Here is a 24,375-nt window from a genome sequence, read left to right as displayed (position 1 = left end):
CGCTCTGCTGAAAGGGCAAAGCGAATACCAACCAAAAGCGGCTTGAGGGCTTCCCCTCAACCATAGAATCTCCCACAGGGATTGGGGGCCGGATATAAGATTTGTGTTCACTGAGTATCCAATGTGGGAGCGAGCTTGCTCGCGATGAGGCCATCCCATCCAACATCACCGCAAACTGACACACCGCCTTCGCGAGCAGGCTCGCTCCCACAGGGATTTGGGGCCGGGCACAAGATTTGTGTTCACTGAGTATCCAATGTGGGAGCGAGCTTGCTCGCGATGAGGCCGGCCCATCCAACATCACCGCAAACTGACACACCGCCTTCGTTGCGCCGAGGGATCTAAACCTCAAGCACCAACGGCTCGCTCCCTTGGGCCGGCACGGCGCAGCAGATCAGCACTTCACCTTCGCCCACCGGTTCGGCCGGCTGGTTCAGGTAATGCACCTGGCCGCGGCTCAAGCGGGTTTTGCAGGTGCCGCAGGAACCGCCGCGGCAACTGAACTCCGGAGTCAGGCCGCGCGCTTCGGCCAGCTCCAGCAGCGTTCCACTGCCAGGCTCCCAACGAGCTTCCTTGCCGGAACTGGCGAACAAGACCTTCACCGCCTCGCTCGCGGCCGGTACTTGCTGGGGCGCCGGGACACTGACTTCGATATCCCGCACAAGGGTGGAAGGCCCGAAGGTTTCCGCATGGATGCGGTCGTCAGGAATGCGCAATTTACGCAGCCCGTCATACAGCGCCTGGGTAAAGCTGCCTGGCCCGCACAGGTAGAAATCGTAGTCATTGAGCGGCAGCAGCCGCTTGAGCAGTTCCACATCGATCCGCCCTGCCAGATCGTAGCCTTCACCTGCCCCCGCCTCGGTGGGCGGTTGGCTGACCATGCGCAGCACCTGAAGCTTGTCGCCGGCACGGGCGGCCAGCTCGTCGATCTCTTCACGGAACGCCAGGTCGGCCACCGAGCGGGCGCTTTGCACCAGCCAGACCGGGCGCATGCGGCTGATACGCTGCCCCTGGTAAACCACCTCGCGCAACATCGACAACAGCGGCGTGATGCCCACCCCCGCGGCCAACAACACCAACGGACGGCGCTCGGTGGGCTGGACCGTGAAGTGGCCCTGGGGCGCCCGCGCTTCGATCTCATGCAGCGCCCGCACTTGTTCATGCAAATGGGACGACACCGATCCATCGCGCTTGACGCTGATGCGCTGGAAATCATCCGACGGTGCGCTGGAGACGCTATAGGTCCGGATCAACGGGGCTTTGTGCCCCTCCAACAGAATCCGCACCGGCACATGTTGCCCGGCTTCAAACCGGGGCAAACCCAAGCCATCGCTCGCCTGTAGGTAGAACGAGCGAATGTCAGGGCTCTCGTCCACCACCCGCGTGACCTGCAACGAACGCCAACGGCTGCGCAGCGCCTCGGCCTGCAAGCGCTCGGCGGCCTGCTCCCAACTGCCGGTCATCAATGAATTGGGCGAGTCGCCCTCGTCCTGGTCCTTCCAACGCAGCGCGATGGCGGCCGGGCGATGGACGATGCGCTGCGGCGTGAAGCGCAGCAGCCGCTCGGCGCCCTGGAAGGCACTGATCTCGGGATCGTCCAGCAGCACTTGCGCCGAACCGCTCATTTGCAGCAGATCGCCGGTCTGGAAATCGACGAACACTAGCCCGGCCCGAGGGTTGAGCAGGATATTGCCCAAGGTGTTGAAGAACAGATTGCCGGAAAAGTCCGGGATGGTCAGCGATCCGTCTTCGTCCATGCGCACGAAACCCGGCTTGCCGCCGCGATGAGAGGCATCGACCTGCCGCTCGCCGTCACGCACCACATAGGTGGCGATATAAAACGAATCGGCCGCCGTCACCAGGCGCCGCACCAGCGGGTCCGAGACGGCCAATTGACGCGGCGCAACAGCCTGCGCATCGACAAAATGGTACTGGCGCAGATTGATGTAGCGAGGGCAGTTGCCGTAGGCCTGGCTCACGGCAACCTCCAACCCTGGGGCAAGCTGACGGCGCACGACGCCGTTCATGCGATTACGTCGCCGAGTGTGCAATTCGATCCCCAGCATGCCGATGGCATCGCCCTCGCCCATGCCTTCCTGGGCCGGGTCGTTCGGCTCGGGCTCGAGGTTGATGTGCAGGGTCTGCGGATCGGGCGAGTTCATGAAGCCCGGTTGTCCTGCGCGCAGGGTTGCCCAGACATCGCCTTGGCGATCCACCGCACCCAGCACCACGAACGGCAACTGGGCGTAGAACGCCCGGTGCTGGTCCGGCATCCATGTGCGGGCCAGTTGCCGTTGGCCGACGCTGGCCATCATGTCGACGGCCCCGACGGCGCGCTGCAGGGTCAGCTCGCCTTCGTGCCAGGGCGAGGTTTTGGCTTTCACGACTTCGTCCATCTGCGACTCCTCGCACCCGCAGCATGAATGCCTGCGCCAGTGCGCTATGGTTAAGGACTCTCCGCCAGCTTCTGCACGGGCGTGCAAGTGGCTGGCGTCATCTTCTGCCCAAAGCGGCTGCGCAGGAATACGCACAAACTGCAATCCACCGTTTCATTAAATGGAAGGGTGGGCTCAGGTCCTGACACGGGCGAAATGCTTGGTCAATTCGAGCAGGGTCACCCGCAACTCCGGAGGTCGCACGGGCTTGGCCAGGATTGAGGCACCGACCTTCAATCTCTATATAGTCTGAACAAGCTCGTTATTCTTTTCCGTCATATTCAAAGGATTATTCCAATGGGAAAGGTTGTTTCAAACTTGAAACCCGAAGGAGCAGTTTAGGTTACGATGCGCGAACTTGAACTCAGAAGGATCTGAAGCATGACCTGCCGAGTTATTGTGGCCGATGACCATCCTTTGTTTCGTGAAGGTATGTTGAGAACCATCGAACGGCTTCTGCCGACGGCCACCATAGAACAAGCTGGTAATCTGGACGAAGTGCTGGCTCTGGCGCGGTCCGGCGTGGAAGTGGACTCCTTGGTGCTGGATTTGCGCTTCCCCGGTATTAAATCGCTGCAGGTCATAAGCCAGTTGCGGCATGAGTTCAAACGCACCTCGATCATTGTGGTTTCGATGGTGGATGACAGGGATGTTATTTCCCAGGTAATGGCGCTGGGTGCCGACGGTTTCATCGGTAAGAATATCGACCCCGCCGATATCGCCGACGCCATCATGGCCATTCGCGAAGGCGAAGTAGTGGTCAAGTATCAGGCGGAAAACGCCATCCTGGATGATGCACTTTCGCAACTGACCGCTCGTCAGCGACAAGTGCTTGGTTTGATCGCCGCCGGCAAGACCAACAAGGAAATAGCCCGGGCGCTGGGCATTTCCCCCTTCACGGTACGCATCCATGTCTCAAGCCTGCTCAAATCCCTGGGTGTTCCCACACGTTCAGCGGCTGCGGCGCAATTTCCCAACGTTCCAGGCGATGGCGGATGGTTGGGCAAACCGCAGACGTGAAGGTATGACCTCGTGAATAATCATTGAACGTTATCCCCCCTGTCCGCCGCCAAGGCCATAGCACACTTGTACTATGGCTTCGCTCCGTACTCTCCCCCTAAGCTGAAGACGCTCTGAAAAAAGCGGCTCGAACAGCCAAACATAAAACAACACCAACGCGCCATACAGACGCCGTGCCGTATCACTGTGCCTATCGAAAAGTTACGGCGTGCCAAGCCCGTGGATTAAATAAATCGCTCGGCGGCGCAATGCTGGATCAACTTCACCGTCTGCCCGGTTGAAGTGGAAGGGTCCTGACATCAACTCAAGGAAAGTCATTATGTCCTTCAACTATGGAAAAACACTTGGAAATGGATTGGCACTGTGCGTGCTGGCGGGCGTACTCAACGGCTGTGCGAACACCGGTGACTTGGGTAAGTTGATGAACACCCTGAACCAGGGAACCCAGAAGTACGACGTCACCTACCTCAAGCAAACGATCATTCCGGGCAAGACGACAAAAGGTCAGATCACGCAGATGTTCGGTGCGCCGACCAATGAGGAACTCAATTCGACCAGCACCAGCAACGAGTCGAACTGGACCTATGAAAAGAATGATGAGGGCCTCGATAAGTACATGAAGTTGGCTCACAAGTACGTGTCGACCGAAACGAGCCTGAAGATGTATGAAACCTCGGCGCAACTGGCCAAGGCACAAACCGTGGCCAATGACGTCAGCAGCGTGACCGGCACGAAAACTGGCCAAAGCCAGACCCAAGGTTCGGTATTGACCATCTATTTCATCGACGATGTCGTGAAGTACTACAGGGTCTACTGACGCAATGGCGCCATCCGTTGGGGACAGCGCCAGCCTGTCCCCAGCCTTCACCGAGGCTAGCGGCTACGCTTGGAGGCATCAAAAGTCATGAGATGCCAAAGCCGGTGGAAAAGAACAGTGAACTCGACCAGGCCACGTTACGCCTGACCGTCAGCGCCTGTGCGCTCTTGTATATCGTCATCCTGGCCGGCCTGTATCCAGAAGACGCCGCCAGCTACGTGCCCATCATTATTTACATCGGCACGTTCATTTTCGTCTCGGTGTTCCTGCGCATGATCATCAAGCGCTGGCCAGGACACTTCTTCTGGCGACGCCTTTTCACGATGCTGCATGACTACACAGGCATCGCTTTCGCCATGGTGCTGGGAGGTGAAAGTGCACTGCCGATCTACGCAGCACTGCTCTGGGTAACCTTGGGTAATGGCATGCGCTTCGGCTCGCGCTACCTGGCGCTGGCCACCGTTATCGCGCTGTCGACCCTGGTGCTGATTTTCTGCCTTCAACCCTTCTGGCGCACCCAGCCCTACATGTTCCTCATGCTGATCGTCACCACCATCGTGGTGCCAGCCTATGCGCACATTCTGCTCAAGCGCACACGCATTGCCTCCGAGGAAGCGCTTTCGGCCAACCAGGAGAAGTCGCGGTTCCTCGCCCAGGCCAGCCACGACCTGCGCCAACCGATCCACTCCATCGGCCTGTTCACCGCCTGCCTGCGTGACGCCAGGCTGGGCATGGAAGAACTGCGGCTGGTGGACAATATCGACCGCTCGCTGCACACCGTCTCGCAGTTGTTCCGTTCGATCCTCGATATCTACACCCTGGATCACGGCAAGCTGGTACCCCAGGCCGACACCATTCACTTGGGGGCCTTATTGCAGGACGTGGTCAAGCAGAACACCGAGGCGGCTCGCTGGGCCGGGGTCGAGCTGCGCCTGCGCGCCTGCCCTTATTGGGTCAACGTCAATCCAGGCATGCTTACCACAATGATCCAGAACCTGTTGTCCAACGCCCTCAAATACGCGCCCGGCCAACCGGTACTCATTGGTGTGCGTCGCCAGGGCAAGCGCCTGGCGGTGGTGATCTACGACAAGGGCCGCGGCATCGCCGCCGAGCATCTGCCGCAAGTGTTCAAGGAGTTCTACCGCGTGCGCCATGTACGCGACAAGGATGTCGAGGGTCTAGGCCTGGGCCTGTCCATCGTCAAGCGCATCAGCCAGATCCTCGGTGTCGATATACACATCCGCTCCAAGGTCGGCCAAGGCACCCAAGTGGCAATCCGTGGTCTGGAACTGGCGGCTCCAAGGCTCATGGAACCCAAGGTAGCGCCCGTCCAGAATCGCCTGGACGGATTGCGCGTGTGCTTGGTAGAAGACGACGCCAACGTGCTGATGGCGACGTCGGCGCTCCTGGAAAAATGGGGTTGCGAGGTTGAAACCCACAGCGACGGCGAGGGGTTGACCAGCGATTGCGACATTGTCATCGCCGATTTCGACCTGGGCACGAAAGTCTCGGGCGCCGAGTGCATTGCCGCGATACGCGAGCAGCGCGGCTGGCAAGTCCCTGCGTTGGTCATCACCGGGCATGAGATCGAGCGGATACGCCAATCGCTGCACAGCCTGAACATCTCGGTGCTGGCCAAGCCCGTGCGACCGCCGGAGCTGCGAGCGGTATTGCTCGAGCTCGTCAAGCGCATGGATCGCAGGGGCGCGGACTCAGCTCACCTCAACCCACCCAGCCGATAGCCGTCTTGGGAATCACCTCGGACTCGTCGAGCTTGGACGCAAACATGCTCACCGCATCGAGGGCATCGGTGGTCCCGTTCCGGATCTGCACGATGACCGATCCGGCCTGGTCTGCCAGGGTGACGCCACGCAAGGCGCCCTCATGGGTCACGTTCATGCTCGCGACGGCATCGCGGGTTTCGGAGAGGATCATGCCGATCATTTCGGCGATCTCCGACGTGGAGCGACTGGTGCGCCCGGCCAGTTGCCGGACCTCGTCGGCCACCACCGCGAACCCCCTCCCCTGATCGCCAGCCCGCGCCGCCTCGATGGCCGCGTTGAGGGCCAGCAGGTTGGTCTGGTCGGCAATGCCGCGAATGGTGTTGACGATGGCGGTGATCTCTTCCGAACGCGCCCCCAGTTGCCCAACCAGGCGCGCGGAGGCGCCGATGTTGTCGGCGATCTCGCGCATTTCCTTGGCGGTCTGATGGATCACCTGGGCGCCCTGTTCGGCCACCCGCTCGGTCTCGGCGGAGATGTGGTACGCCCGGGACGCGCCGCGGGAATCCTCTTCGAATTTCTCCACCCGCTCGGTGATGTCGCTGGCGAACTTCGCGATTTTGCACAACTTGCCTTCGGCGTCGTAGACCGGGTTGTAGCTGGCTTCCAGCCAGACGACTCTGCCGTTCTTGCCGAGGCGCTTGAATTGCCCGCTGAAAAACTCACCGGCGTTGAGACGACGCCAGAAATCGCTGTACTCCGAGCTGCCCACCAGGCTCGGTTCGCAAAACATCCGGTGGTGCTTGCCCTTGAGTTCAGCCAATGAGTAATTCATGACATTCATGAAGTTGTCGTTGGCGGTCAGGATGTTGCCGCCCAGGTCGAACTCGATGACTGCCATGGCCCGGTCGAGGGCCGCCAGCCGGCCACGGGTTTCGGCCTCAGCGGTCACTTTGGCAGTGACATCGAGTGCGTACTTGACTACTTTTACGACGCGGCCCTGTTCGTCCCCCACCGGGTTATAGCTGGCTTCCAGCCACACGTTCTGGCCTGACGCGCTGCGGCGCTGAAACGTGCCGGAAACGAATTGCCCGGCGCGCAACTGGTTCCAGAATTCGCGGTATTCGGCGCTGCCCGCCAGCGCCGGGGTGCAGAAATCCCGATGGGACAGGCTGGTCACTTGCTCCGCACGGTAGCCCATCGTTTTCAGAAAGTTCTCGTTCGCCCGCAGCACCTTGCCGTCGGGACTGAATTCGATAACCGCCATCGATCGCTCAAGGGCGCCGACCAATCCCTTGTAGGTTGCCAATTCGGCCGTCCTAGCCGTCAGTTCGTTTTTTAGTGTTTTATTAAACATGACGTACCCTCGGTGAACCCTGAAAGTAACCGGACCTTCTATTCATATCGGCGGGTTGGCTGGGGGCTGAACGGTACGGCGTAATTATGTTTCGGCGCCAAAACCCACCGAATCCATCAACCAGCTTCTAAAGGCCTGCACTTTTGGCGAATCGGCCAGTTCATGGGGGGTGACGAAATAGAAGCCCAGGTCGGACCTCAATCGCAGGTCAAAGGGTGCAACCAGTCGTCCAGCCCTCAGGTCATCCTCGACATAGGTTGAACGGCCGATGCACACACCCAGGCCGTCCACCGCCGCCTGAACAGCCATCATGGCCAGGTCGAATGTCAGCCGGCTGCCTTCGGCCAGTTTTGTGGGTTGGCCGGCGGCGCTCAGCCACGCACTCCAGTCGCCGCTGGTCACCCCGCTGACCTGCAACAACGTGTGCTGGGCCAGGTCGCCTGGGGTCCGCAAGGCGGTCAGACCGTGCAGCAACCTGGGGCTGCACACCGGGAAGATGTCGTCGGCCATCAGCCAGTCGGCCCGCACGCCCTTCCAGTCGCCGACACCGTAACGGATGGCCGCATCGATGCCGCCCTTGCGAAAATCCACCCGCTCCGTGGACGCCGTGACGCGCACATCGATAGTCGGAAACGCCTGCTGGAACGACGCCAACCGCGGCAGCAGCCATTTGGAGGCAAATGAAACCAGCGTACTGATCGTCAAGACACTGTTGTTGCGGCTCTCCAGCAACATCTCCGTGCAATAGCGCAACTCATGGAAGGCCGAACGAACGCCGGGCAAATAGGCCTGGCCTTCGTTTGTCAGGGCCAAACCATCCTTGAGCCGCAAGAACAAGCGTACACCCAGCGCCTCTTCGAGCCGGCGAACTTGATGACTGATCGCTGTCTGGGTGACGTTCAGCTCTTCGGCAGCCTTGGTATAGCTCATGTGTCGAGCTGCCGATTCGAAGGCTTTCAGGCCGTTCAAGGATGGGATTCTGTCGGCCATGATGGGGGGCATACTCATGATATTTTGTCATACGCTAGCACTGAAGATTTCCTTTGAAAATGTTCCGGCTCTCACGGATTCTGGCGGCATGTCCCCCATCCTTGAGGAAACCATGAAACTGTACTTCGCACCCCTGACCTGCTCATTGTCCCCGCACATCGTGTTGCGGGAATTGGGCTTGCCCTTTGAATTGATCCGGGTCGACAACAAGACCAAGCGCACCGCCGACGGACGCGACTTCCTTGGCATCAACCCCAAGGGTTACGTGGCCGCCTTGGTGCTGGATAACGGTGAGGTTCTGACCGAGGGACCCGCCATCGTCCAGTATCTGGCCGATCGGGTCCCTGGGAATACACTTGCGCCGGCCAATGGCACTTGGGAGCGAGTTCGTCTGCAGGAATGGTTGAACTTCATCAGCACCGAGATCCATAGCGGCTGTGCCCCGCTGTTCAATGCCGATATCGCCGAGTCAACCAAGGCGATCTTCAAGGCAAAGCTGTTCAAGCGCCTGGACTACCTCAGCCAGGCCCTTGAGCAACAGGATTGCTTGATGGGCCGCTTCGGCCTGGCCGACGCGTACCTGTTCACCGTTTTGACCTGGTTGCCGTTGTTCGATATCGCGATCGGCGACTGGCCGGTACTGGCGTCGTTCATGGCCCGAATCGCGGCACGTCCCAGCGTCCGGGCGGCGATGGCGGCAGAAGCGGCATGATCCATCCCAGTGCAAACTGACCCACCGCTATCGCGAGCAAGCTCGCTCCCACAAAGGTCGGCGGTGGATTCCGATTTCTTCAACGCCTCGAAACCACTGTGGGAGCGAGCTTGCTCGCGATGACGGCGGCACATCTAACATCCTGCAAGCTGACCTACCGCTATCGCGAGCAGGCTCGCTCCCACAGAGGCCTGCGGGCGACTCAAAAATTGAAGGGCTTATTCGCCCAAGGCCTGGCTGAAGGACGTGTCGATAATTCCGGCGGTGACCAACGGGGCCGGCAGCGCCTTGACCTTGAACAGGAAGTCCGCCGTGCTTTGCAGGTCGGCGGCGGCCTGTCGGTCCACCGGGCCGATGCTCATGTGAGCCTGGCGCAACCAATGGCGCGAGACGTTCTGGTCGAGGTTGGCCTTTTTCGCCCACAGGTCCGCGTATGCGTCGGTGTGGGTGTCGACCCAGCCACGGGCCTGCTTCACCCGCCCCAGGAAGTCGGCGATGGCTTCGCGCTTGCTGTCGATGGCCGGTGTCGAAGCGGCAATGGCGCTGAGGCCGGGCATGAGGTTTTTCGCCGTCAGGATCGGCCGGGCGCCGGAGAACAGGATCTGCTGCGAGATGTAAGGCTCCCATACCGGAAAGGCATCAATGCTGCCCTGGGGCAAGGCCGCCGCCGCGTCGATCGGCATCAGCTTGATGAAGTCCACATGGTTCTCCGGCAGGCCGGCCTGTTCCAGGGCTCGCAGGGTCAGTTGCTGGCTCCAGGCGCCCGGCCAATAGGCGACCTTCTTGCCCTTGAGGTCGGCGATGGTCTTGACCGGCGAGTCCTTGGGCACCAGTAGCGCGATGGTGTCCGGGTTTTGCCGCGAGACTCCGATCAGTTTCACCGGAGCCTGTTTGGCAGCCAGGAACAGGAACCCCGAATCGCCGAGGAAACCCAGGTCCAGGTCGCCGGTATTCAGTGCCTCGGCCAGGGGCGCGGCGGCCTGGAAATGTTTCCAGTCGACGCGGTAGGGAGCGCCCTCAAGCACACCCGAGGCCTCCACCGAGGCCCGCACGTTGTAATAGTTCTGGTCGCCGACGTGCAGGACCAACGGCTCGCTGGCCTGGGACAACGGTGCGGCGAACAATGTGCTGAGGAGCAGAGAACGGAAGAACTTCATGAAGGCATTCCTGAATGGATTTCATAGAACATAACGCTCTTGCAATTCCCATTCGAAATTCTTTTAAAGCATAAGCTCATAGTCACAAGCCGCCCATGTCCGTGGCGCAACAGTGTTGCAACAGACTGTTGGCTGGGCAACAGCCCCTCGAAGCCTCTACCCCATGGCAACGCCCGCACACCGCCCCTTCCAAGGCTATGGCACAGAGCCTGCAATATGCCTTTCAGACGGGTTTCAGCCCCGATCCGATCTTTCGGAAATAAGACTATTGCCGCCTTGCCTGGAGCTGTTCCATGAAACCCGACTTCCGCTTCGCCCTGGCCCGCGCCAGATACCTGATCGGCGCCTGCGCCCTGGCGCTCGGCCTGCCGTCCATAGCCGTGGCCGCAGAAAACCCTCCCGCCGAAGTGCATCTGGATTATGCCTACTATTCGCCCGTGAGCCTGGTGCTCAAGCATTTCGGCTACCTGGAGGAGGCCCTGCCTCAGACCAAGGTCAGTTGGGTCCTGAGCCAAGGCAGTAACCGCTCCCTGGAATACCTCAACAGCGGCGGCGTCGACTTCGCTTCGTCCGCCAGCCTCGCCGCGGTGCTGAGCCGGGCCAACGGCAGCCCGATCAAGTCGGTGTATGTCTACAGTCGCGCCGAATGGACCGCCCTGGTGGTGCGCAAGGATTCGCCGTACCAGACGGTCGCCGACCTCAAGGGCAAGAAGATCGCCGCCACCAAAGGCACCGATCCCTATCTCTTCACCCTGCGCAGCCTGCAACAAGCCGGACTGAAGAAAGACGATGTGGAGTTGGTGCACCTGCAGCACCCGGACGGTCGCACCGCCTTGGAAAAAGGCGACGTCGACGCCTGGGCCGGTCTCGACCCGCACATGGCCGCCAGCGAAGTCCAGGCCGGGTCGCGCCTGCTGTATCGCAACCCCGTCTTCAACAGCTACGGCGTGGTCAGCGTCACGGAGAAGTATGCCCGGGAGCACCCGCAGACCATCGACACCGTGCTCGCGGCCTACGAACAGGCCCGGACGTGGTCGGTGGAGCATCCACAAGAGCTCGCCAGATTGCTCGCCGACGAATCCGGACTGACGCTGGAAGTGGCCCGGCTGCAACTGTCCCGCACCGACCTGGGCAGCCCGCAGTGGAGTGCCAAGGATGTGCTGGCCTCCAAGGCTGCCGCGCCGATCCTGGTCTCCGAGGAATTGGTACGGCGAGGGGTGAATGTGGATCAGGTGATCGATCAACTGCTCGATACCGGCCGCCAGCAGGCCGTGGCCCGTCAGTAACCCCTTGCCCAGGCGACAACCGATCCGCGCCTGGCGCGGATTCGGCGTTGCCGGAGAACCGCCATGAGCAGCAACAGCAAAGACCTCTCCAGCCCTCCCCTGGCCCTGTCCGCACCGGGCAAAGCGCCCCTGTTCAATCCCGACCACTGGCGGCTGCGTCTCAAGGGTCTGGCCCTGCCGGTGCTGATCATCGTCTTCCTGGAGATCATCGTGCGCATCGGTTGGCTGCCCGCCTACCAGATGCCGGCCCCCAGCGAGATCGCCCTGACCCTCGCCGACCTGGCCGAAGGGGCGTTGTGGAAACACATCAGCGCCAGCCTGTTGCGCGTCTTGCTGGGCTTTGCCATCGGCGCCAGCCTGGCCTTGGTTTTCGCCGCCTGGGTTGGCTTGAGCCGGGAAGCCGAAGCCTATCTGGAACCGACCTTCGCCGGCTTGCGCTCGATCCCCAGCCTGGCCTGGGTGCCGTTGCTCCTGCTGTGGCTGGGCATCGACGAAACCTCGAAAGTGGTGCTGATCGCCATCGGCGCATTCTTTCCCGTGTACCTCAATGGCGTGGCAGCGATCCGCAACATCGACCGCAAGCTGGTGGAGGTCGGTCATATGTACGGCTTCAGCCGCCGCCGTCTGGTGCGGCGGATTCTCCTGCCGGCCGCCCTGCCCGGCCTGTTTACCGGGTTGCGCAGCGGCATGAGCCTGGCCTGGATGTTCCTGGTGGCCGCGGAACTGATCGCGGCCACCAAAGGCCTGGGCTACCTGCTCAGCGATGGCCGCGAAACCTCGCGCCCGGACATCGTGCTGGCGGCGATCATCGTACTCGCCCTGCTGGGCAAGCTCAGCGACGGCTTGCTTGCCCGCTTGGAAAAACGTTCCCTGGCCTGGCGCGACACCTTTAACGGCACCGAGGAGTGAGCCATGACCCAAGCCCTGCTGGAGCTCCACGTCGAGCGCAAGACCTTCGCCACCACCATCGTGCTCAATCATATCCACCTGCAATTGCAACCCCGGGAAACCGTGAGCCTGTTGGGCCCCAGCGGCTGCGGCAAAAGCACCTTGCTGCGCATCGTCGCGGGCCTTGAGAAAGACTTCGAAGGGCAACTGCTCAGCCACACCGAACAATTGGCCTTTGTATTCCAGGAACCGCGGGTGATGCCCTGGCTGACGGTGCAGCAGAACATTGGCTTCAGTGATGACGACGATTACGACCAGGTCTGGGTCGCGCAGTTGATCGAGGAAGTCGGCCTCAGCGGTTTTGCAGACGCCTTGCCCAAGGCGTTGTCCGGCGGCATGGCACAACGGGTGGCGATTGCCCGCGGCCTGTACTCGCGACCACGGGTGCTGTTGTTGGACGAACCGTTCAGCGCCGTGGACGCCTTCACCCGAATGAAACTGCAGGACCTGATGCTGCAACTGGCCGAGCGGCACGCCATCGCCCTGTTACTGGTGACACACGATATCGACGAGGCGCTGTACCTGAGCGACCGGGTATTGGTGATGGAGAACCGCCCAAGCAGCATTCGCCAGGAACTGGCGGTGCAACTGGACCACCCGCGAGACCGGCGCGACCCATCGCTGGCCCGACTCAAGGCCCTGGCCCTGACCGAGTTGCACCGCGCCCATGTGATTTGAGCAGGTCACCTTGCTAAGCATTTAAAAGCATTAATAAATAAACAATCAGTATTTATTGGTTATATACATAACCACGTACGCTCAGCTCATCCCGTCCCATTGGCCACGACAGTGAAGTGCCTTATGAAACCGACTGACAACGTTATCGACTTCGTCCAGTTCCGCAAACGCAAGCAGGCCCAGCAACTGGCCCGGGCCATGTGGGAAATGTACGCGCGCAATGCCGGTTACCAGGCGTTCCAGTGGGTCCACGCGGCCCGGCCGACCCGGACGTACCACGCGTGAGTGCCCAGGAGCCCTCGCGCTTCTTGGCGAGTACCGACGAACCCGAAGTGGACCTCAATACCCTGGCAGCCCTGGATGAGGATCCGATCTGCGAACGGGTCGCACAGCACCTTCAGCGTCTGCGCGGCAAGCGACACCTGTCCCTCGACGCCCTCGCCCGCCAATGCGGCGTCAGCCGGGCCATGCTCGCGCAGATCGAGTCCGGACGCAGCGTGCCGTCGATCAAAGTGCTGTGCAAAATCGCCAAGGGCTTGAAGGTGTCGGTCGCCGCCTTCCTGGAGCACCGGGCTTTCGAAGGCGTGGCGGTGCTGTCGGTCAGCCAGAGCAAGCGCCTGGTCAGCGCCAATGGCGCCTTCGTCAGCCGTGCCCTGTTCCCGTTTGATGTGGCGCGCCAATCGGAATTCTACGAACTGCGCCTGGGCCCCTTGGGCGAGGACCAGTCCGAAGGGCACGGACCTGGTGTCCAAGAGAACCTGGTGGTGTCCCAAGGTGTGTTGGAGATCCGTGTCAACGACGAGCGTTACCTGCTTTCCACGGGGGATTCGATTCTGTTCTACGCAGACCAGCCTCACCGTTATCGCAACCCGGCCGACAGTGAAGCGGTGGCGTATCTGGTGGTCACCTATCCGGAACGCCTGGACTGAAAAAGCCCGGCCGTATCACCGGCGCGGGCTTTTCAGGATGGGCTTGAGACACGGAACCTGTGGCGAGGGAGCTTGTCCCGCTGGGCTGCCCAGCGGCGCTATTTCGTGAGCGCTCCACACTCAAACGGGAGCAAGCTCCCTCGCCACAATGGATCGTGCCCGCTTCAAGAGCGTTAGCCGGTTGTAATCAGCAGGTGCAGCACATCATCGGCATGCCATTGCAACTCATCATCATCGGCATGCCGCAGTCGTCCATCATCTTCATCATCAAGGCGCAGCAGTTTTTCATCATGTCCATATTCATGCCGGCCATCGGCATGATTTTGCACATCATGCAGTCGGCCATCACGGTGCATTCCATCACGCATTTCATCGACGGCATCGGCATGCCCATCATCGGCATTGGCATCATCATGCTCGCCATCGGCATGGCCATGCTCGCCTGGGACATGCACATCATGCTCATGTTGCCGCAGTGCATCATCATCGGCATGCCGCAGTTCATCATCATCTGCATCATGTCGGCGCTGTTCTTGAACAGGGCCATGTCCATGCCGGCAGCTGGCATCATTTTGCACTGCATGCCGTCATCCATCATTTCGCAGGTCATGGTCGCCATCATCATCGGCATGCCCATCATTGGCATCATCGGCATGTTGGCGTTCATCGACATTGGCATCTGCATGGCATTCATCATGGTGGTGTTCCCTGTAAGTTCGAGAGTCGGACAAGTTGATGGGGCGGATTCTAAGCATTGACCCTGGCCCGACAAGATGGCGATCGAACAGCAGGAATGAACGTTCAAGCAGGCTTACCGGAGTGACGCACGCCAAGCTGTCTGTTGCTGCATGCAGAACGGTTTCATTGCAGATATTTCCCAGGCGACAGCTTCGATTCTTCGGTCATGGATATACCCTCCAGAGCTATACCCATAACCGTAAGAAATAATCGATCTAAATTGGGTCCTGAAATGCCCCACCACGCGGGCTCAGCCGATCAACCTCGCATACACCGGCCGGTCGATATTCCCCCCGGTCAGAATCACCGCCACCTTTTTCCCCCGCATCGCTTCACGCTCCTGCATGAGCGCCGCCAAGGCCGCGGCGCCCGCACCTTCGGCGAGGTTGTGGGTGTCGGTGTAATACACCCGCATGGCCTCGGCAATTTCAGCGTCGCTGACCGCTACGATCCGCGCCGCAGCGGCACCGTAGATGGCCAAGGCCTCGGGAATGGGTTTGCGCACGGCCAGTCCGTCGGCAAAGGTGTTGGCCGAAGGGGTCTCGCAAAGTCTTCCCGTTTCAAAGGACGACTTCGCCGCGTCGGCCTCGGTGGACACGACGCCCACCACGCGGGTTTTCAGGCCCAAGGCATCGCGGGCGGCGATGACTGCGCAAATCCCCGATCCGCAGCCTATCGGCACGTAGACCGTATCCAGGTCCGGCACCGCCTGGAACAACTCAAGCCCATAGGTCGCCACGCCCTTGACCAATTCGGGATGAAACGGCGGCACCAGGTAGAGACCCTGGGCGTGGGCCAAGCGCAAGGCCTCTTCGCGGGCCTCATCGAAATCGCGGCCAAACTCGACCACCTCGCCGCCAAAGCCACGCATGGCGTTATTCTTCTCCACCGAGTTACCTTGCGGCACGACAATCAGCGCTTTCAAACCCAGGGCAGTAGCCGCCAGCGCCAGGCTCTGGCCGTGATTGCCGCGCGTTGCCGTGACGATGCCTTTTGCCTCCGGGTGTTCGCGCTTGAGCCAATGCACGAAGGTCAGGCCACCGCGCGCCTTGAAGGCCCCGGTCGGGGTGTGATTCTCATGCTTGACCCACACGGTGCAACCCAACCGTTCAGCCAGCAACGGCCAGGCGTATTGGGCAGTGGCGGGCATGAATTGATAGAGATGGCGGGCAGCCTGTTCGATGTCGTCGCGGGTCAGTGTGTGCATGATGGGCCTCCAGGTTTTAGCCCAGTCTAATCAGCGCGCCATCGGCGGGCTTTCAGAAAACTGACCTGACTTTCGGGCTTGCTCTTCATTACTATGCGGTTCATGAGCCCGCGAAACCGCCAGTCGCCGCCCCCACCAGAACCGGTCCGTCGTATCGAGGCCGGACCCTGGGCGATCGAATTGCTGCCCGGCTGCGCCTACGCCACTCGCTATGTCGCGACCCAGTCAGCCATCGGCTTTGCCTTCGACAGCCAGCGCGGCCTGCATGCCATCGGCAGCGACCGCGTGCGGCCCTTCGAGGCGCTGCCCAACGGCCTGGCATTCGTTCCCGCCGGGTGCGACGTGATCTCCGAATCTCCCGCCGGCGGTGAATACCTGCGAGTCGTGCGTACCGACGGTATGGCGTTACCGGGGACGCATGCATTCAACAATCGCATTGACCCGCAGGCCATCACCCTCGCGTTGAGAATGCGCAGCGCGCTGTTGCGTGCCACCGCAGAGGACGATTGGGAAGCCTGGGCGCTCGGTTTGGCTGAACGCGTGATCGACCACAAAGCGTTTTCACCACGCCCTCAAGGCTCCATCACGGACGGCCGGATGCGCCTGCTCGACGACTTCATCGACGCCAGTCTCGACAGCCCGGTGGGGGTCCAGGCCATGGCGGGGCTGCTTGGCTTGTCCGAGGGTTATTTCATCCGAGCCTTCAAGCAGGCGACTGGCAAAAGCCCGCACAGCTACCTGATCGACCGGCGCCTCGCCAAGGCACGGGCGCTGATGCGTGACTCAACCGCCCGGCTGACCGACATCGCACACACCTGTGGCTTCAACTCCCAGGCGCACATGACCACGCTGTTCAAGCAACGCCTTGGCATCAGTCCGGCGCAGTTGCGCAGGTAGTTGTTCGGGCCTGATACACCGTTATCGCGAGCAGGCTCGCTCCCACATTCGATCGCCAGCAGACAGAACAGCCGTGGGCAGCACTGCCCCCTGTGGGAGCGAGCTTGCTCGCGATGAGGTCCTGCCAGTCGGCATTGATACTGAATGAAAGACCGCCATCGCGAGCAAGCGCGCTCCCACAAGGCCCCCAGGCTAGCCGGCGGTAACAGTCATGCCACCATCCGCCATGACCACCGCACCGACCACAAAACTCGCACGGTCCGAGGCCAGGAATGCAACCACATCGGCAATCTCCTGCGGCTGTGCAGCCCGGCCGATGGGCGCAGCTTCACCGTGCTGGGCGAGAAACGCCGGACCGTCCTCGACTACGTCATTGAGGATGTTGGTGACCACATCGCCAACACCGATGGCATTGACACGAATACCGTGCTCGATGGCGTCCAGCGCCAAGGTGCGCGTCAGTTGCGCCAGGGCCCCCTTGGAGGCGGTGTAGGCGGCAATGGTCGGGAAGGCAAAATAGGACGCGTAGGAGGCGATGTTGACGATGGCCCCCGACTGGTTGGGCACCATCGCCTTGACCGCTTCGCGCGAGTGCAGGAAGGCGGCGGTGGCGTTGACCGCCTGGATGCGCTCCCAGTCCTGGCGCGTCATGTCGATCACTAACTTGTTGATGATGATCCCGGCATTGTTGACCAGGATGTCCAGCCGACCGAACTGCTCGACGGCCAGGCCGACGGCGCGCTCGGCGGCTCCATCCGCGGTGATGTCGGCCTCCAGCGGCACCAGCCCCGGGCGGGCCAGCTCATGGACGGCAGGGTTGATGTCTTCAGCCACCACCTTGGCGCCGCGGGCATGCAACAGCAATGCGACAGCCCTGCCGATGCCACTGGCAGCGCCGGTGACCAGCGCAACCTTGCCTTCGACTTCGTGGGGAATAGTGGGTTGGATATCGGTCATGATCGCTCTCCTGCGTGAGCGGGCAGACGAGACATTCGCCGGCCCGGCGCCCATGGGCGCTGTCGTATGGACGGCTTCACTTTCTCGCATCCGAGGTGACCGGGCTTTCGCGGGTTTGCTGGGACTGTCGGGGTTTTGCGCGAATCTGTCCGTGAGGGCCAAAGCCGTGCTCTAGCTGAACCATCGCCATCGCGAGCAAGCTCGCTCCCACAGGGGAGTGGCGGTGGATGAGCCTCTCGCAGGCGCCCCAAAAAATGTGGGAGCGAGCTTGCTCGCGATGACGGTCGCACCGTCAACATCATTTCATGAGCAGTTGATCCAGGCAGCGGCATCAGCGAACCAGATGCTGGACGCCAATCGCTGGCCTGTCGGGGATAATAGCGGCGGACTACAAAGGCTCTGCAGTCTGGATGAGCGAATTGAGCACCAGCTTTATTTCAATCGCCGGATCTTTATGCCCTTGCAATATCAAGCCTTCGGCCAAGGCCGTGAAGGTCTTCGCAAGCGCGGCATGTTCCAGCGGTGGTTTCTTGCCAGCATGGTTGAATATGACAGTAATCAACTTGCCCAAGGCCTCGCTGTTTTCCTCATGCAAGTCGTAGTAATGCTGCGAGAACTCTTCATCACGCAGGGCAATCAATTGCAACTCGGCATCGAGGATCGCACAGCGGGTATTATTCTTCAGGGTGTCGATATAGGCATTCAAGCCATGGCTCAACTGCTCTGACGAATACCCCGACGTCAGGGTCGTACTCAATCGATCGATTTCAACGCGCTTGAAGCGTTGAGTCAGTTGCAGGAGCAAGTCCGATTTACTGGAAAAATTGGAAAAGAAGGCGCCTTTGGAAAAGCCGGCCTCCTCGGCAATGACGTTGACGCTGGCGGCATGAAAACCTTTGCTGATCATCAGCTCAGTAGCGGTGTCGAATAATTTGTCTCTTGTTATTTGCTGGCTCTCTTCTCGACCTAGTCTCTTTTTAATCACGCCCTCGGCTCCTTTGGCCAGTCAAAATATGCACCTGTATCTGAATGCGACGAAGCGATTACTCACTGTAGTGAACCGGTGTCCGCCATCATATCTTATACGCGCCTCATTCAATCATTTACATTTTAACTTTCAAAAAGTGCCATGTATGTGCCATGTAACCGGGACAGCCTGCCGTGATGCAAGATGGACTATGCAGTCACGTTTTTCACGCCGGGAACAGGTAAATCCAAACCATCGAGGCTCGTTGCTGGCGAGCGGGTTGGCCCCTCTTTGACCTTCCTCAACGCCGCATTTTCCGCACCTCCATGCCACGCTATCGGATGAAAAAATCCGCGTAACGGCCGGTTCAGAGCCATCGATTCGCTAGCCTTACGAAATACCGCTTGATTTCCAGATACCGAATGGTTTTTACTTGCGCCGTTGGTGGAGCCCAACGCCTGATCAGGGCATCGAGTCAGTGACACCGATCTCGATGCAATGACAGGTCACCTCACAGGAGCGGGATTTTAATGGAATATGCCTTCGTTACAGGCGCTACTGGCCTGCTCGGGAATAATGTCGTTCGTGCGCTGTTAAAACGAAACATCAAAGTAAAAGCCCTGGTTCGTTGCGCCGAGAAAGCCAGGAAACAGTTCAGCGGCCTGCCCGTGGAATGGGTCGAAGGCGACATGCTCAATGTCGACGCCTTCAGTCATGCACTGCAAGGGTGCGATGCCTTGTTCCATACGGCGGCTTATTTCCGCGACAGTTACAAAGGCGGGAAACACTGGCAAAAACTCTATGACACGAATGTGACCGGCACCGAGCGCTTGTTGCAAGCCGCTTATGACGCCGGCATCCGTCGTGCCGTGCACACCTCTTCCATTGCCGTATTGAAGGGCAATAAAGATCAAGTCATCGATGAAACCATGTCTCGCAGTGAACAGGAGGCTGACGATTATTACTTGAGCAAAATATTGTCCGAACAAAAGGTCCAGCAATTTTTGGCGCAGCACCCGGACATGTTCATTGCCATGGTATTGCCAGGGTGGATGTTCGGCCCGGGGGATATCGGCCCGACTTCCTCAGGCCAGTTCCTGCTGGACTTTGTCGGACAAAAATTGCCCGGTGTACTTCCTGGCAGCTTTTCCGTCGTCGATGCCCGGGACGTGGCCGAACATCAAATCGCGGCCATCACCCGCGGCAGGTCCGGAGAGCGTTACCTCGCCGCCGGCAATCACATGGACATGAAGAGCATCTTCCAGGCGCTGGCCAGCGTCAGCGGCGTAAAAGCCCCTGAACGAAAAGTGCCTTTGTTCATGCTGCGACTGATCGCACTGATCTATGAAGGCTATTACCGGATTACCAAGAAGCCGGTACTGATCAGTACGTCTACGGTCAAGCTCATGGCGCAAGAACAAGACCGCACGCATTTCAGCCACAACAAAAGTTCAAGGGAGTTGCAATGCCAATTCCGCCCTGTCGCTGAAACCCTGACCGATACCCTGGACTGGTATCGGAATAACAACTACACAGATGCTTAATTGAGACCATTCATATAAAGCCTGCCTCTGTAGTACTTTTTTGACACGCCCTATATCCAAGGATTGAAAGAGGTTGGTAAATGAAAAGCCTTTCATATAAAGAAGGTTTTCTGCATCGTTTTGTCGGTTTTTCGGAATCTTTTCCCGAGCAAGTTGCTATCCGGCACTTAGACACGGAAGAAGACACCGTTACTTATCGCGAGCTGCGCATCAAGGCCGAAGCCTGCAACGGCGCCCTGACGGCACTCGGTGTATTGCCAGGCGATAAAGTCGCGCTGGTGCTGCCCAACGGGGTGGCATTCATCGCTTATTACCTGGCGATTATCGGGCGGGGTGCCATTCCGGTCATCCTCAACCACAAGTTGACCGTTTTTGAAATGAACAGTGTGGTTAGCCTCGCCAGGCCAACCCTGGTGGTCACGACCGAAGCGTTATGGATGCAACACGACGAGATATTCCAGCCCAACAACGGCGTCAGACACGCCCTGGTGCTGGACGACGGGAGCGAACCTTCATCGCCCCTGCCCGCCAATGCAACGGCCGCCTCTCAATTGCCTCAACAGCTCGAACCCTTGTTGCTGCCCGAAGGCAATCCGATCGGCTCGGTGCAGTTCACTTATCGAGGCATCGGCAGGCCCCTGGCGGTTTCTCACCGCTACCTCGACCTGACGCAATCGAGCGATGGGCTGCACGAGCATTTTCACCTGCAGGGCGTCGGCTCCGTGCACCTGGTGACACTGCCGCTGTATGCCATCTTCGGCCTGTCGGTGATGATGGTGTTTCCCTTGAGCGTGGGCGCCACCCTGCTCATGACCAACACCCTGCTCAACCGGGACCTGGCAGAAGTCCTGTCCGAGCACCAGGTCACCTTTGCCTGCCTGGTGCCCGATGTCATTCGCTACTTCAATACGCGGCTGGCCAAACGCAAAGGCCCGCGGTTGCCGTTGCACCCGCAATTGATGATCTACTCGGGCGGCAGCCACCTGCCGGCCGATGAAGCCGAAAAGCTGGGCACGCTACTGGGCGGCAATCCGGTACTCCAGGGCTACGGTTTGACCGAAAGCATGCCGGTGATCGTCCAGAGTTCGATAGGCCCGGTCCACCGCGGCGCCATGGGCCAGCCGATCAGCGGCGTGGAACTGCGCGTCGTCGATGCCGAGGGCCAGGACGTGGCACCCGGGCGCATCGGCGAGTTACTGATCCGCGGCGCGATGGTGATCGGCGGCTACAACGATGCCGAGGACACCAATGCCCGATTCTTCCGCGACGGCTGGTTCCACAGCGGCGACCTGGTCTGGCGCGACGACGATGGGCATGTATTTTTCTTTTGCCAACGCCTGCGCATCTCGAAGATCAAGGCGCAGATGGTCGATCTGGTGGAAATCGAATCCATCGCCCTCAAGCACCCCGACGTGGTGCGCGCCAGGGCCTATATCGTCCCGGATCACAAGGAAGTCAACGTGCTGCACCTGTGCGTCGAAGGGACCGGCGAGCTGACCCAGAACGCGCTGGGCACCCTGCTTTCCCGCGATCTGTCGGGCTTCAAGCTGCCCAAGACCATCGAGATCATCCCGCTCAAGGAAGAGGCACATGCACACTAACAGCACCCAACCGGTACTGGCCGTTGTTGACTTCGACGGCACGTTGACCGACCGGCACACCTTCTGGCGCTACATGCGCTACATCGTCGGCACCCGGTCGTTCTGGCTGCGGATCATTCCCCTGCTGCCCAAGATGCTCAGCGTGATCCTGGGCATCACCCCACTGATGCAAGCGCGCCTGGCCTTCATTGCCTGTTACCTGGGCGGGCTGTCGGTGGAGCAAGAACGCGAGCACGCCAAATACTTCATCAGCGAACAGCTGCCGCTCTGGCTCAGGCCCGAGGCGTTGCGGCGACTGCAATGGCATCAGTCCATGGGGCATATCACCGCGCTGGTCAGCAACTCGCCGGAAAACTACCTGATCCCTTGGGGCCAGGCCGCGGGGTTTGACTATGTGTGCGGCACGCGCCTGGCCACGGCAAAAAACAAACTCACCGGCGGGATCGCCGGTACCAATTGTGTAGAGCGAGAGAAAGTCACGCGCCTCAAAGGCTGCCTGAGCAATCTGGATGATTTTTATATTTATGCCTACGGCGACTCATCAGGCGACGACGCCCTGCTCGGCATTGCCAACTCTCCCTTCTACAGAAACTGGTACTGATCGATGAACACGCTGAGCAACTTGGCCCCCAAGCATTTCAAGCGCCCTGACAGCGCCCCGACCGTCATGATCGTCGGCGCCGGGCCCATCGGCCTGTCCCTGGCAATCATGCTGAAAAAATGGGGCGTGGCGTTTCGCATCATTGAAAAGAACGCCGGCCCCTCGACCGCGACCAAGGCGATGGCGATCCACTCCCGCACCCTGGAAATCTTTCGAGACCTGGGCGTTGCCGAGCAAGCCATTCACGACGGTTTCACGATCAACCAGTTTTCCGTGCAGTCGAATGCCAAGCGAGTGCTGAACTACAACTTCTCCTACCTGGACGCGACCTATCCCCTGCTCTTGAGCCTGCCACAGCCGCAAACCGAGAAGATTCTCCTGGAGCGGTTGAAGGAACTGGGCGCGGAGGTGGAGTGGAACACCGAACTGGTGGACATCGAACACCTGCCGGGTTCGGTGCGCATGACGCTCAAGCATGCCGACGGCACCGACGAAACCTTCGCCAGTCGCTGGGTGGCCGCCTGTGACGGTGCTCGCAGCAACATCCGAAAACGCCTGGACATGACCTTCGAAGGTTCGTCCTATGACCGCTTCTTCATGCTCGCCGATGCCGATATCCAATGGTCCGGCAGCCAGGATGAGGGCGCGTTTTTCCTCGGTGCACAAGACGGTTACGTGGCGGTTGCGCCGATCAGCGCCCAGTCCCGTTATCGGCTGTTCATCGAAATGCCCTACAACCTGCCGCCAGAAGGCGAGCGTCCGTCACTGAGCCTGGAGAACTTCCAGCGCCTGTGCGAAGGACGTGGGCAAAAGATGACGCTGTCCAATATTTCCTCGACGACCATCGCCTCGTTCCAGCATCGCCGCGTGCAAACGATGCAACAAGGCTCGGTGTTCCTGCTGGGGGACTCGGCGCATATCGGCAGCCCCATCGGTGGCCAATGGATGAACCTGGGGGTTTCCGAGGCCTATAACCTGGCCTGGAAAATCGCCTATGTCGATCAAGGCCTGGCGGATCCGTCCTTGCTCGACAGCTACAACGAAGAGCGTTATCCGGTTGCCCTGGAAGTCGAGAACACCGCCCACCGGTTGACGGGGTTGATTACCGTCCGGCGGCGCGCCCTGGTCTGGCTGCGTGACAACGTCCTGCCGTTGTTGAGCAACCGGAAAAAGGTCCAGCGCAAGTTGCCGTCCATGATTTCCGGTCATCAGTATCACTACGAGAAGAGTGACTACATCCAGGAATCGCTGACGAAGAAACAGCGCTACAACTGGAACAAGAAAGGCAAAAAAACCGAGTTCCCGAGCGCAGCGCCTCGCGCCGGGCAACTGGCACCCGATGTCGAGTTGTGGCAACTGCAAGGGCTGCCCACAAAACACTTGATCGACCTGTTCCACGGAACGTTCACGCTGTTGATCTTCAGCGCGGCCGATCAGTTTTCACCTTTATTGCCGGGCCATTACGCCTTGGCCGAGTCGGTGGAAAAGGACTATCCAGGCATCAAGGCTTATTGCGTGATCGATGCCCTGAGCAGCGCCGGGCTGCCATCCTGGCACTCGACACTGCTGGACCCGGACTGGCGACTGCACAAGCGCTACCACGCCAAGGCAGGCACGTTGATGCTGATTCGTCCTGACGGCTACATCGCTTTCCAAGGTGCCGATGCGATAACGCTGGCGACTTACCTGAACGTAAGGTCCGGGTTGCTCAAGGGCGCCAGAAAAACCACCTCTTATGAGATCGACGCAGTGGAACTCCAACTTTAAGTCGCGCCATGGCTACAGCCAATTTGCTTCATTGATATAAACAAGG

The 24,375-nt window shown here is 60.0% G+C and carries 21 protein-coding genes and 2 pseudogenes; 14 read left to right on the top strand and 9 right to left on the bottom strand.

The annotated features are described in order from the left end of the window. Window positions 1–341 precede the first annotated feature (341 nt). Entirely contained in the window at window positions 342–2,396 is a 2,055-nt protein-coding gene (locus HGO40_RS15390) for a 2Fe-2S iron-sulfur cluster-binding protein (RefSeq protein ID WP_250963692.1), read from the bottom strand. 420 nt (window positions 2,397–2,816) lie between these two features. Here HGO40_RS15390 and HGO40_RS15385 point away from each other — a divergent pair, with 420 nt between their 5' ends. From HGO40_RS15385 to HGO40_RS15375, 3 genes are all read left to right on the top strand, one after another. After that, window positions 2,817–3,455 (top strand): response regulator, encoded by a 639-nt coding sequence (locus HGO40_RS15385; protein ID WP_250963691.1) that lies wholly within the window; start codon window positions 2,817–2,819, stop codon window positions 3,453–3,455. 319 nt (window positions 3,456–3,774) lie between these two features. Next, entirely contained in the window at window positions 3,775–4,272 is a 498-nt protein-coding gene (locus tag HGO40_RS15380; RefSeq protein WP_250963690.1) for a hypothetical protein, read from the top strand. A 92-nt stretch (window positions 4,273–4,364) separates the two neighbouring features. Further along, window positions 4,365–6,014: an ATP-binding response regulator gene (locus tag HGO40_RS15375; RefSeq protein ID WP_250963689.1), complete on the top strand. Its 1,650-nt coding sequence runs from the start codon at window positions 4,365–4,367 to the stop codon at window positions 6,012–6,014. Here the strand turns inward: HGO40_RS15375 and HGO40_RS30870 are convergent. From HGO40_RS30870 to HGO40_RS15365, 3 genes and pseudogenes are all read right to left on the bottom strand, one after another. Next, window positions 5,995–6,468: pseudogene (locus HGO40_RS30870) on the bottom strand (methyl-accepting chemotaxis protein); the annotation flags it as partial. The gene HGO40_RS15375 and the pseudogene HGO40_RS30870 sit on opposite strands and share 20 nt — an antisense overlap. A gap of 114 nt (window positions 6,469–6,582) precedes the next feature. After that, a pseudogene (locus tag HGO40_RS30865) lies at window positions 6,583–7,260 on the bottom strand (PAS domain-containing protein); the annotation flags it as partial. 174 nt (window positions 7,261–7,434) lie between these two features. Continuing rightward, a complete protein-coding gene (locus tag HGO40_RS15365; RefSeq protein ID WP_250963696.1) occupies window positions 7,435–8,340 on the bottom strand; it encodes a transcriptional regulator GcvA in 906 nt (301 codons plus the stop codon). A gap of 112 nt (window positions 8,341–8,452) precedes the next feature. On the opposite strand from HGO40_RS15365, the gene gstA reads away from it, so the two are divergent. Beyond that, on the top strand, window positions 8,453–9,052 hold the full coding sequence (gstA, locus tag HGO40_RS15360) for a glutathione transferase GstA (protein WP_250963687.1): 600 nt from the start codon (window positions 8,453–8,455) through the stop codon (window positions 9,050–9,052). A gap of 218 nt (window positions 9,053–9,270) precedes the next feature. Here gstA and HGO40_RS15355 read toward each other — a convergent pair whose 3' ends face one another. Further along, window positions 9,271–10,209 carry an ABC transporter substrate-binding protein gene (locus HGO40_RS15355; protein ID WP_250963686.1) on the bottom strand — a complete coding sequence of 313 codons (939 nt, stop codon included), beginning with the start codon at window positions 10,207–10,209 and terminating at the stop codon, window positions 9,271–9,273. A 293-nt stretch (window positions 10,210–10,502) separates the two neighbouring features. Here HGO40_RS15355 and HGO40_RS15350 point away from each other — a divergent pair, with 293 nt between their 5' ends. The 5 genes from HGO40_RS15350 to HGO40_RS15330 all read left to right on the top strand — a co-directional run bounded on the left by HGO40_RS15350 (window position 10,503) and on the right by HGO40_RS15330 (window position 14,050). Then, complete coding sequence (locus tag HGO40_RS15350; protein ID WP_250963685.1) at window positions 10,503–11,495, top strand: aliphatic sulfonate ABC transporter substrate-binding protein; 993 nt, start codon at window positions 10,503–10,505, stop codon at window positions 11,493–11,495. A 63-nt stretch (window positions 11,496–11,558) separates the two neighbouring features. Next, window positions 11,559–12,404 carry an ABC transporter permease gene (locus HGO40_RS15345; protein WP_250963684.1) on the top strand — a complete coding sequence of 282 codons (846 nt, stop codon included), beginning with the start codon at window positions 11,559–11,561 and terminating at the stop codon, window positions 12,402–12,404. 3 nt (window positions 12,405–12,407) lie between these two features. Next, on the top strand, window positions 12,408–13,121 hold the full coding sequence (locus tag HGO40_RS15340; protein WP_250963683.1) for an ABC transporter ATP-binding protein: 714 nt from the start codon (window positions 12,408–12,410) through the stop codon (window positions 13,119–13,121). A gap of 123 nt (window positions 13,122–13,244) precedes the next feature. Next, on the top strand, window positions 13,245–13,406 hold the full coding sequence (locus HGO40_RS15335; protein WP_250963682.1) for a hypothetical protein: 162 nt from the start codon (window positions 13,245–13,247) through the stop codon (window positions 13,404–13,406). A gap of 47 nt (window positions 13,407–13,453) precedes the next feature. Beyond that, entirely contained in the window at window positions 13,454–14,050 is a 597-nt protein-coding gene (locus HGO40_RS15330; protein WP_250963695.1) for a helix-turn-helix domain-containing protein, read from the top strand. Window positions 14,051–14,237: 187 nt separating this feature from the next. On the opposite strand, the gene HGO40_RS15325 is transcribed toward HGO40_RS15330, so the two are convergent. Continuing rightward, on the bottom strand, window positions 14,238–14,747 hold the full coding sequence (locus HGO40_RS15325) for a hypothetical protein (RefSeq protein WP_250963681.1): 510 nt from the start codon (window positions 14,745–14,747) through the stop codon (window positions 14,238–14,240). 291 nt (window positions 14,748–15,038) lie between these two features. Continuing rightward, on the bottom strand, window positions 15,039–15,995 hold the full coding sequence (locus HGO40_RS15320) for a threonine dehydratase (protein ID WP_250963680.1): 957 nt from the start codon (window positions 15,993–15,995) through the stop codon (window positions 15,039–15,041). Between the two features lie 93 nt (window positions 15,996–16,088). On the opposite strand from HGO40_RS15320, the gene HGO40_RS15315 reads away from it, so the two are divergent. Continuing rightward, the gene (locus HGO40_RS15315) at window positions 16,089–16,892 is read left to right on the top strand and encodes a helix-turn-helix transcriptional regulator (RefSeq protein ID WP_250963694.1); all 804 of its coding nucleotides are present in this window, start codon (window positions 16,089–16,091) and stop codon (window positions 16,890–16,892) included. Between the two features lie 192 nt (window positions 16,893–17,084). Here the strand turns inward: HGO40_RS15315 and HGO40_RS15310 are convergent, their stop codons facing one another. Next, window positions 17,085–17,849: an SDR family NAD(P)-dependent oxidoreductase gene (locus HGO40_RS15310; RefSeq protein ID WP_250963679.1), complete on the bottom strand. Its 765-nt coding sequence runs from the start codon at window positions 17,847–17,849 to the stop codon at window positions 17,085–17,087. Between the two features lie 388 nt (window positions 17,850–18,237). Next, window positions 18,238–18,834, bottom strand: a complete 597-nt coding sequence (locus HGO40_RS15305; RefSeq protein WP_353050731.1) for a TetR/AcrR family transcriptional regulator — start codon at window positions 18,832–18,834, stop codon at window positions 18,238–18,240. Window positions 18,835–19,346: 512 nt separating this feature from the next. On the opposite strand from HGO40_RS15305, the gene HGO40_RS15300 reads away from it, so the two are divergent. From HGO40_RS15300 to HGO40_RS15285, 4 genes are all read left to right on the top strand, one after another. Next, window positions 19,347–20,360 (top strand): SDR family oxidoreductase, encoded by a 1,014-nt coding sequence (locus HGO40_RS15300; RefSeq protein ID WP_250963677.1) that lies wholly within the window; start codon window positions 19,347–19,349, stop codon window positions 20,358–20,360. Between the two features lie 80 nt (window positions 20,361–20,440). Continuing rightward, the gene (locus tag HGO40_RS15295; protein ID WP_250963676.1) at window positions 20,441–21,961 is read left to right on the top strand and encodes a class I adenylate-forming enzyme family protein; all 1,521 of its coding nucleotides are present in this window, start codon (window positions 20,441–20,443) and stop codon (window positions 21,959–21,961) included. Beyond that, window positions 21,951–22,562 (top strand): HAD-IB family hydrolase, encoded by a 612-nt coding sequence (locus tag HGO40_RS15290; RefSeq protein WP_250963675.1) that lies wholly within the window; start codon window positions 21,951–21,953, stop codon window positions 22,560–22,562. Before HGO40_RS15295 ends, HGO40_RS15290 begins: the two co-directional genes overlap by 11 nt. 3 nt (window positions 22,563–22,565) lie before the next feature. Further along, entirely contained in the window at window positions 22,566–24,329 is a 1,764-nt protein-coding gene (locus HGO40_RS15285; RefSeq protein ID WP_250963674.1) for an FAD-dependent monooxygenase, read from the top strand. Window positions 24,330–24,375: the final 46 nt, after the last annotated feature.

Origin of the sequence: Pseudomonas sp. CG7 (assembly GCF_023701885.1) — a bacterium.
Taxonomy (GTDB): domain Bacteria; phylum Pseudomonadota; class Gammaproteobacteria; order Pseudomonadales; family Pseudomonadaceae; genus Aquipseudomonas; species Aquipseudomonas zanjanensis.
The sequence above is the reverse complement of the archived record's forward strand: the minus strand, read 5'-3'. Positions and strand labels throughout refer to the sequence as shown.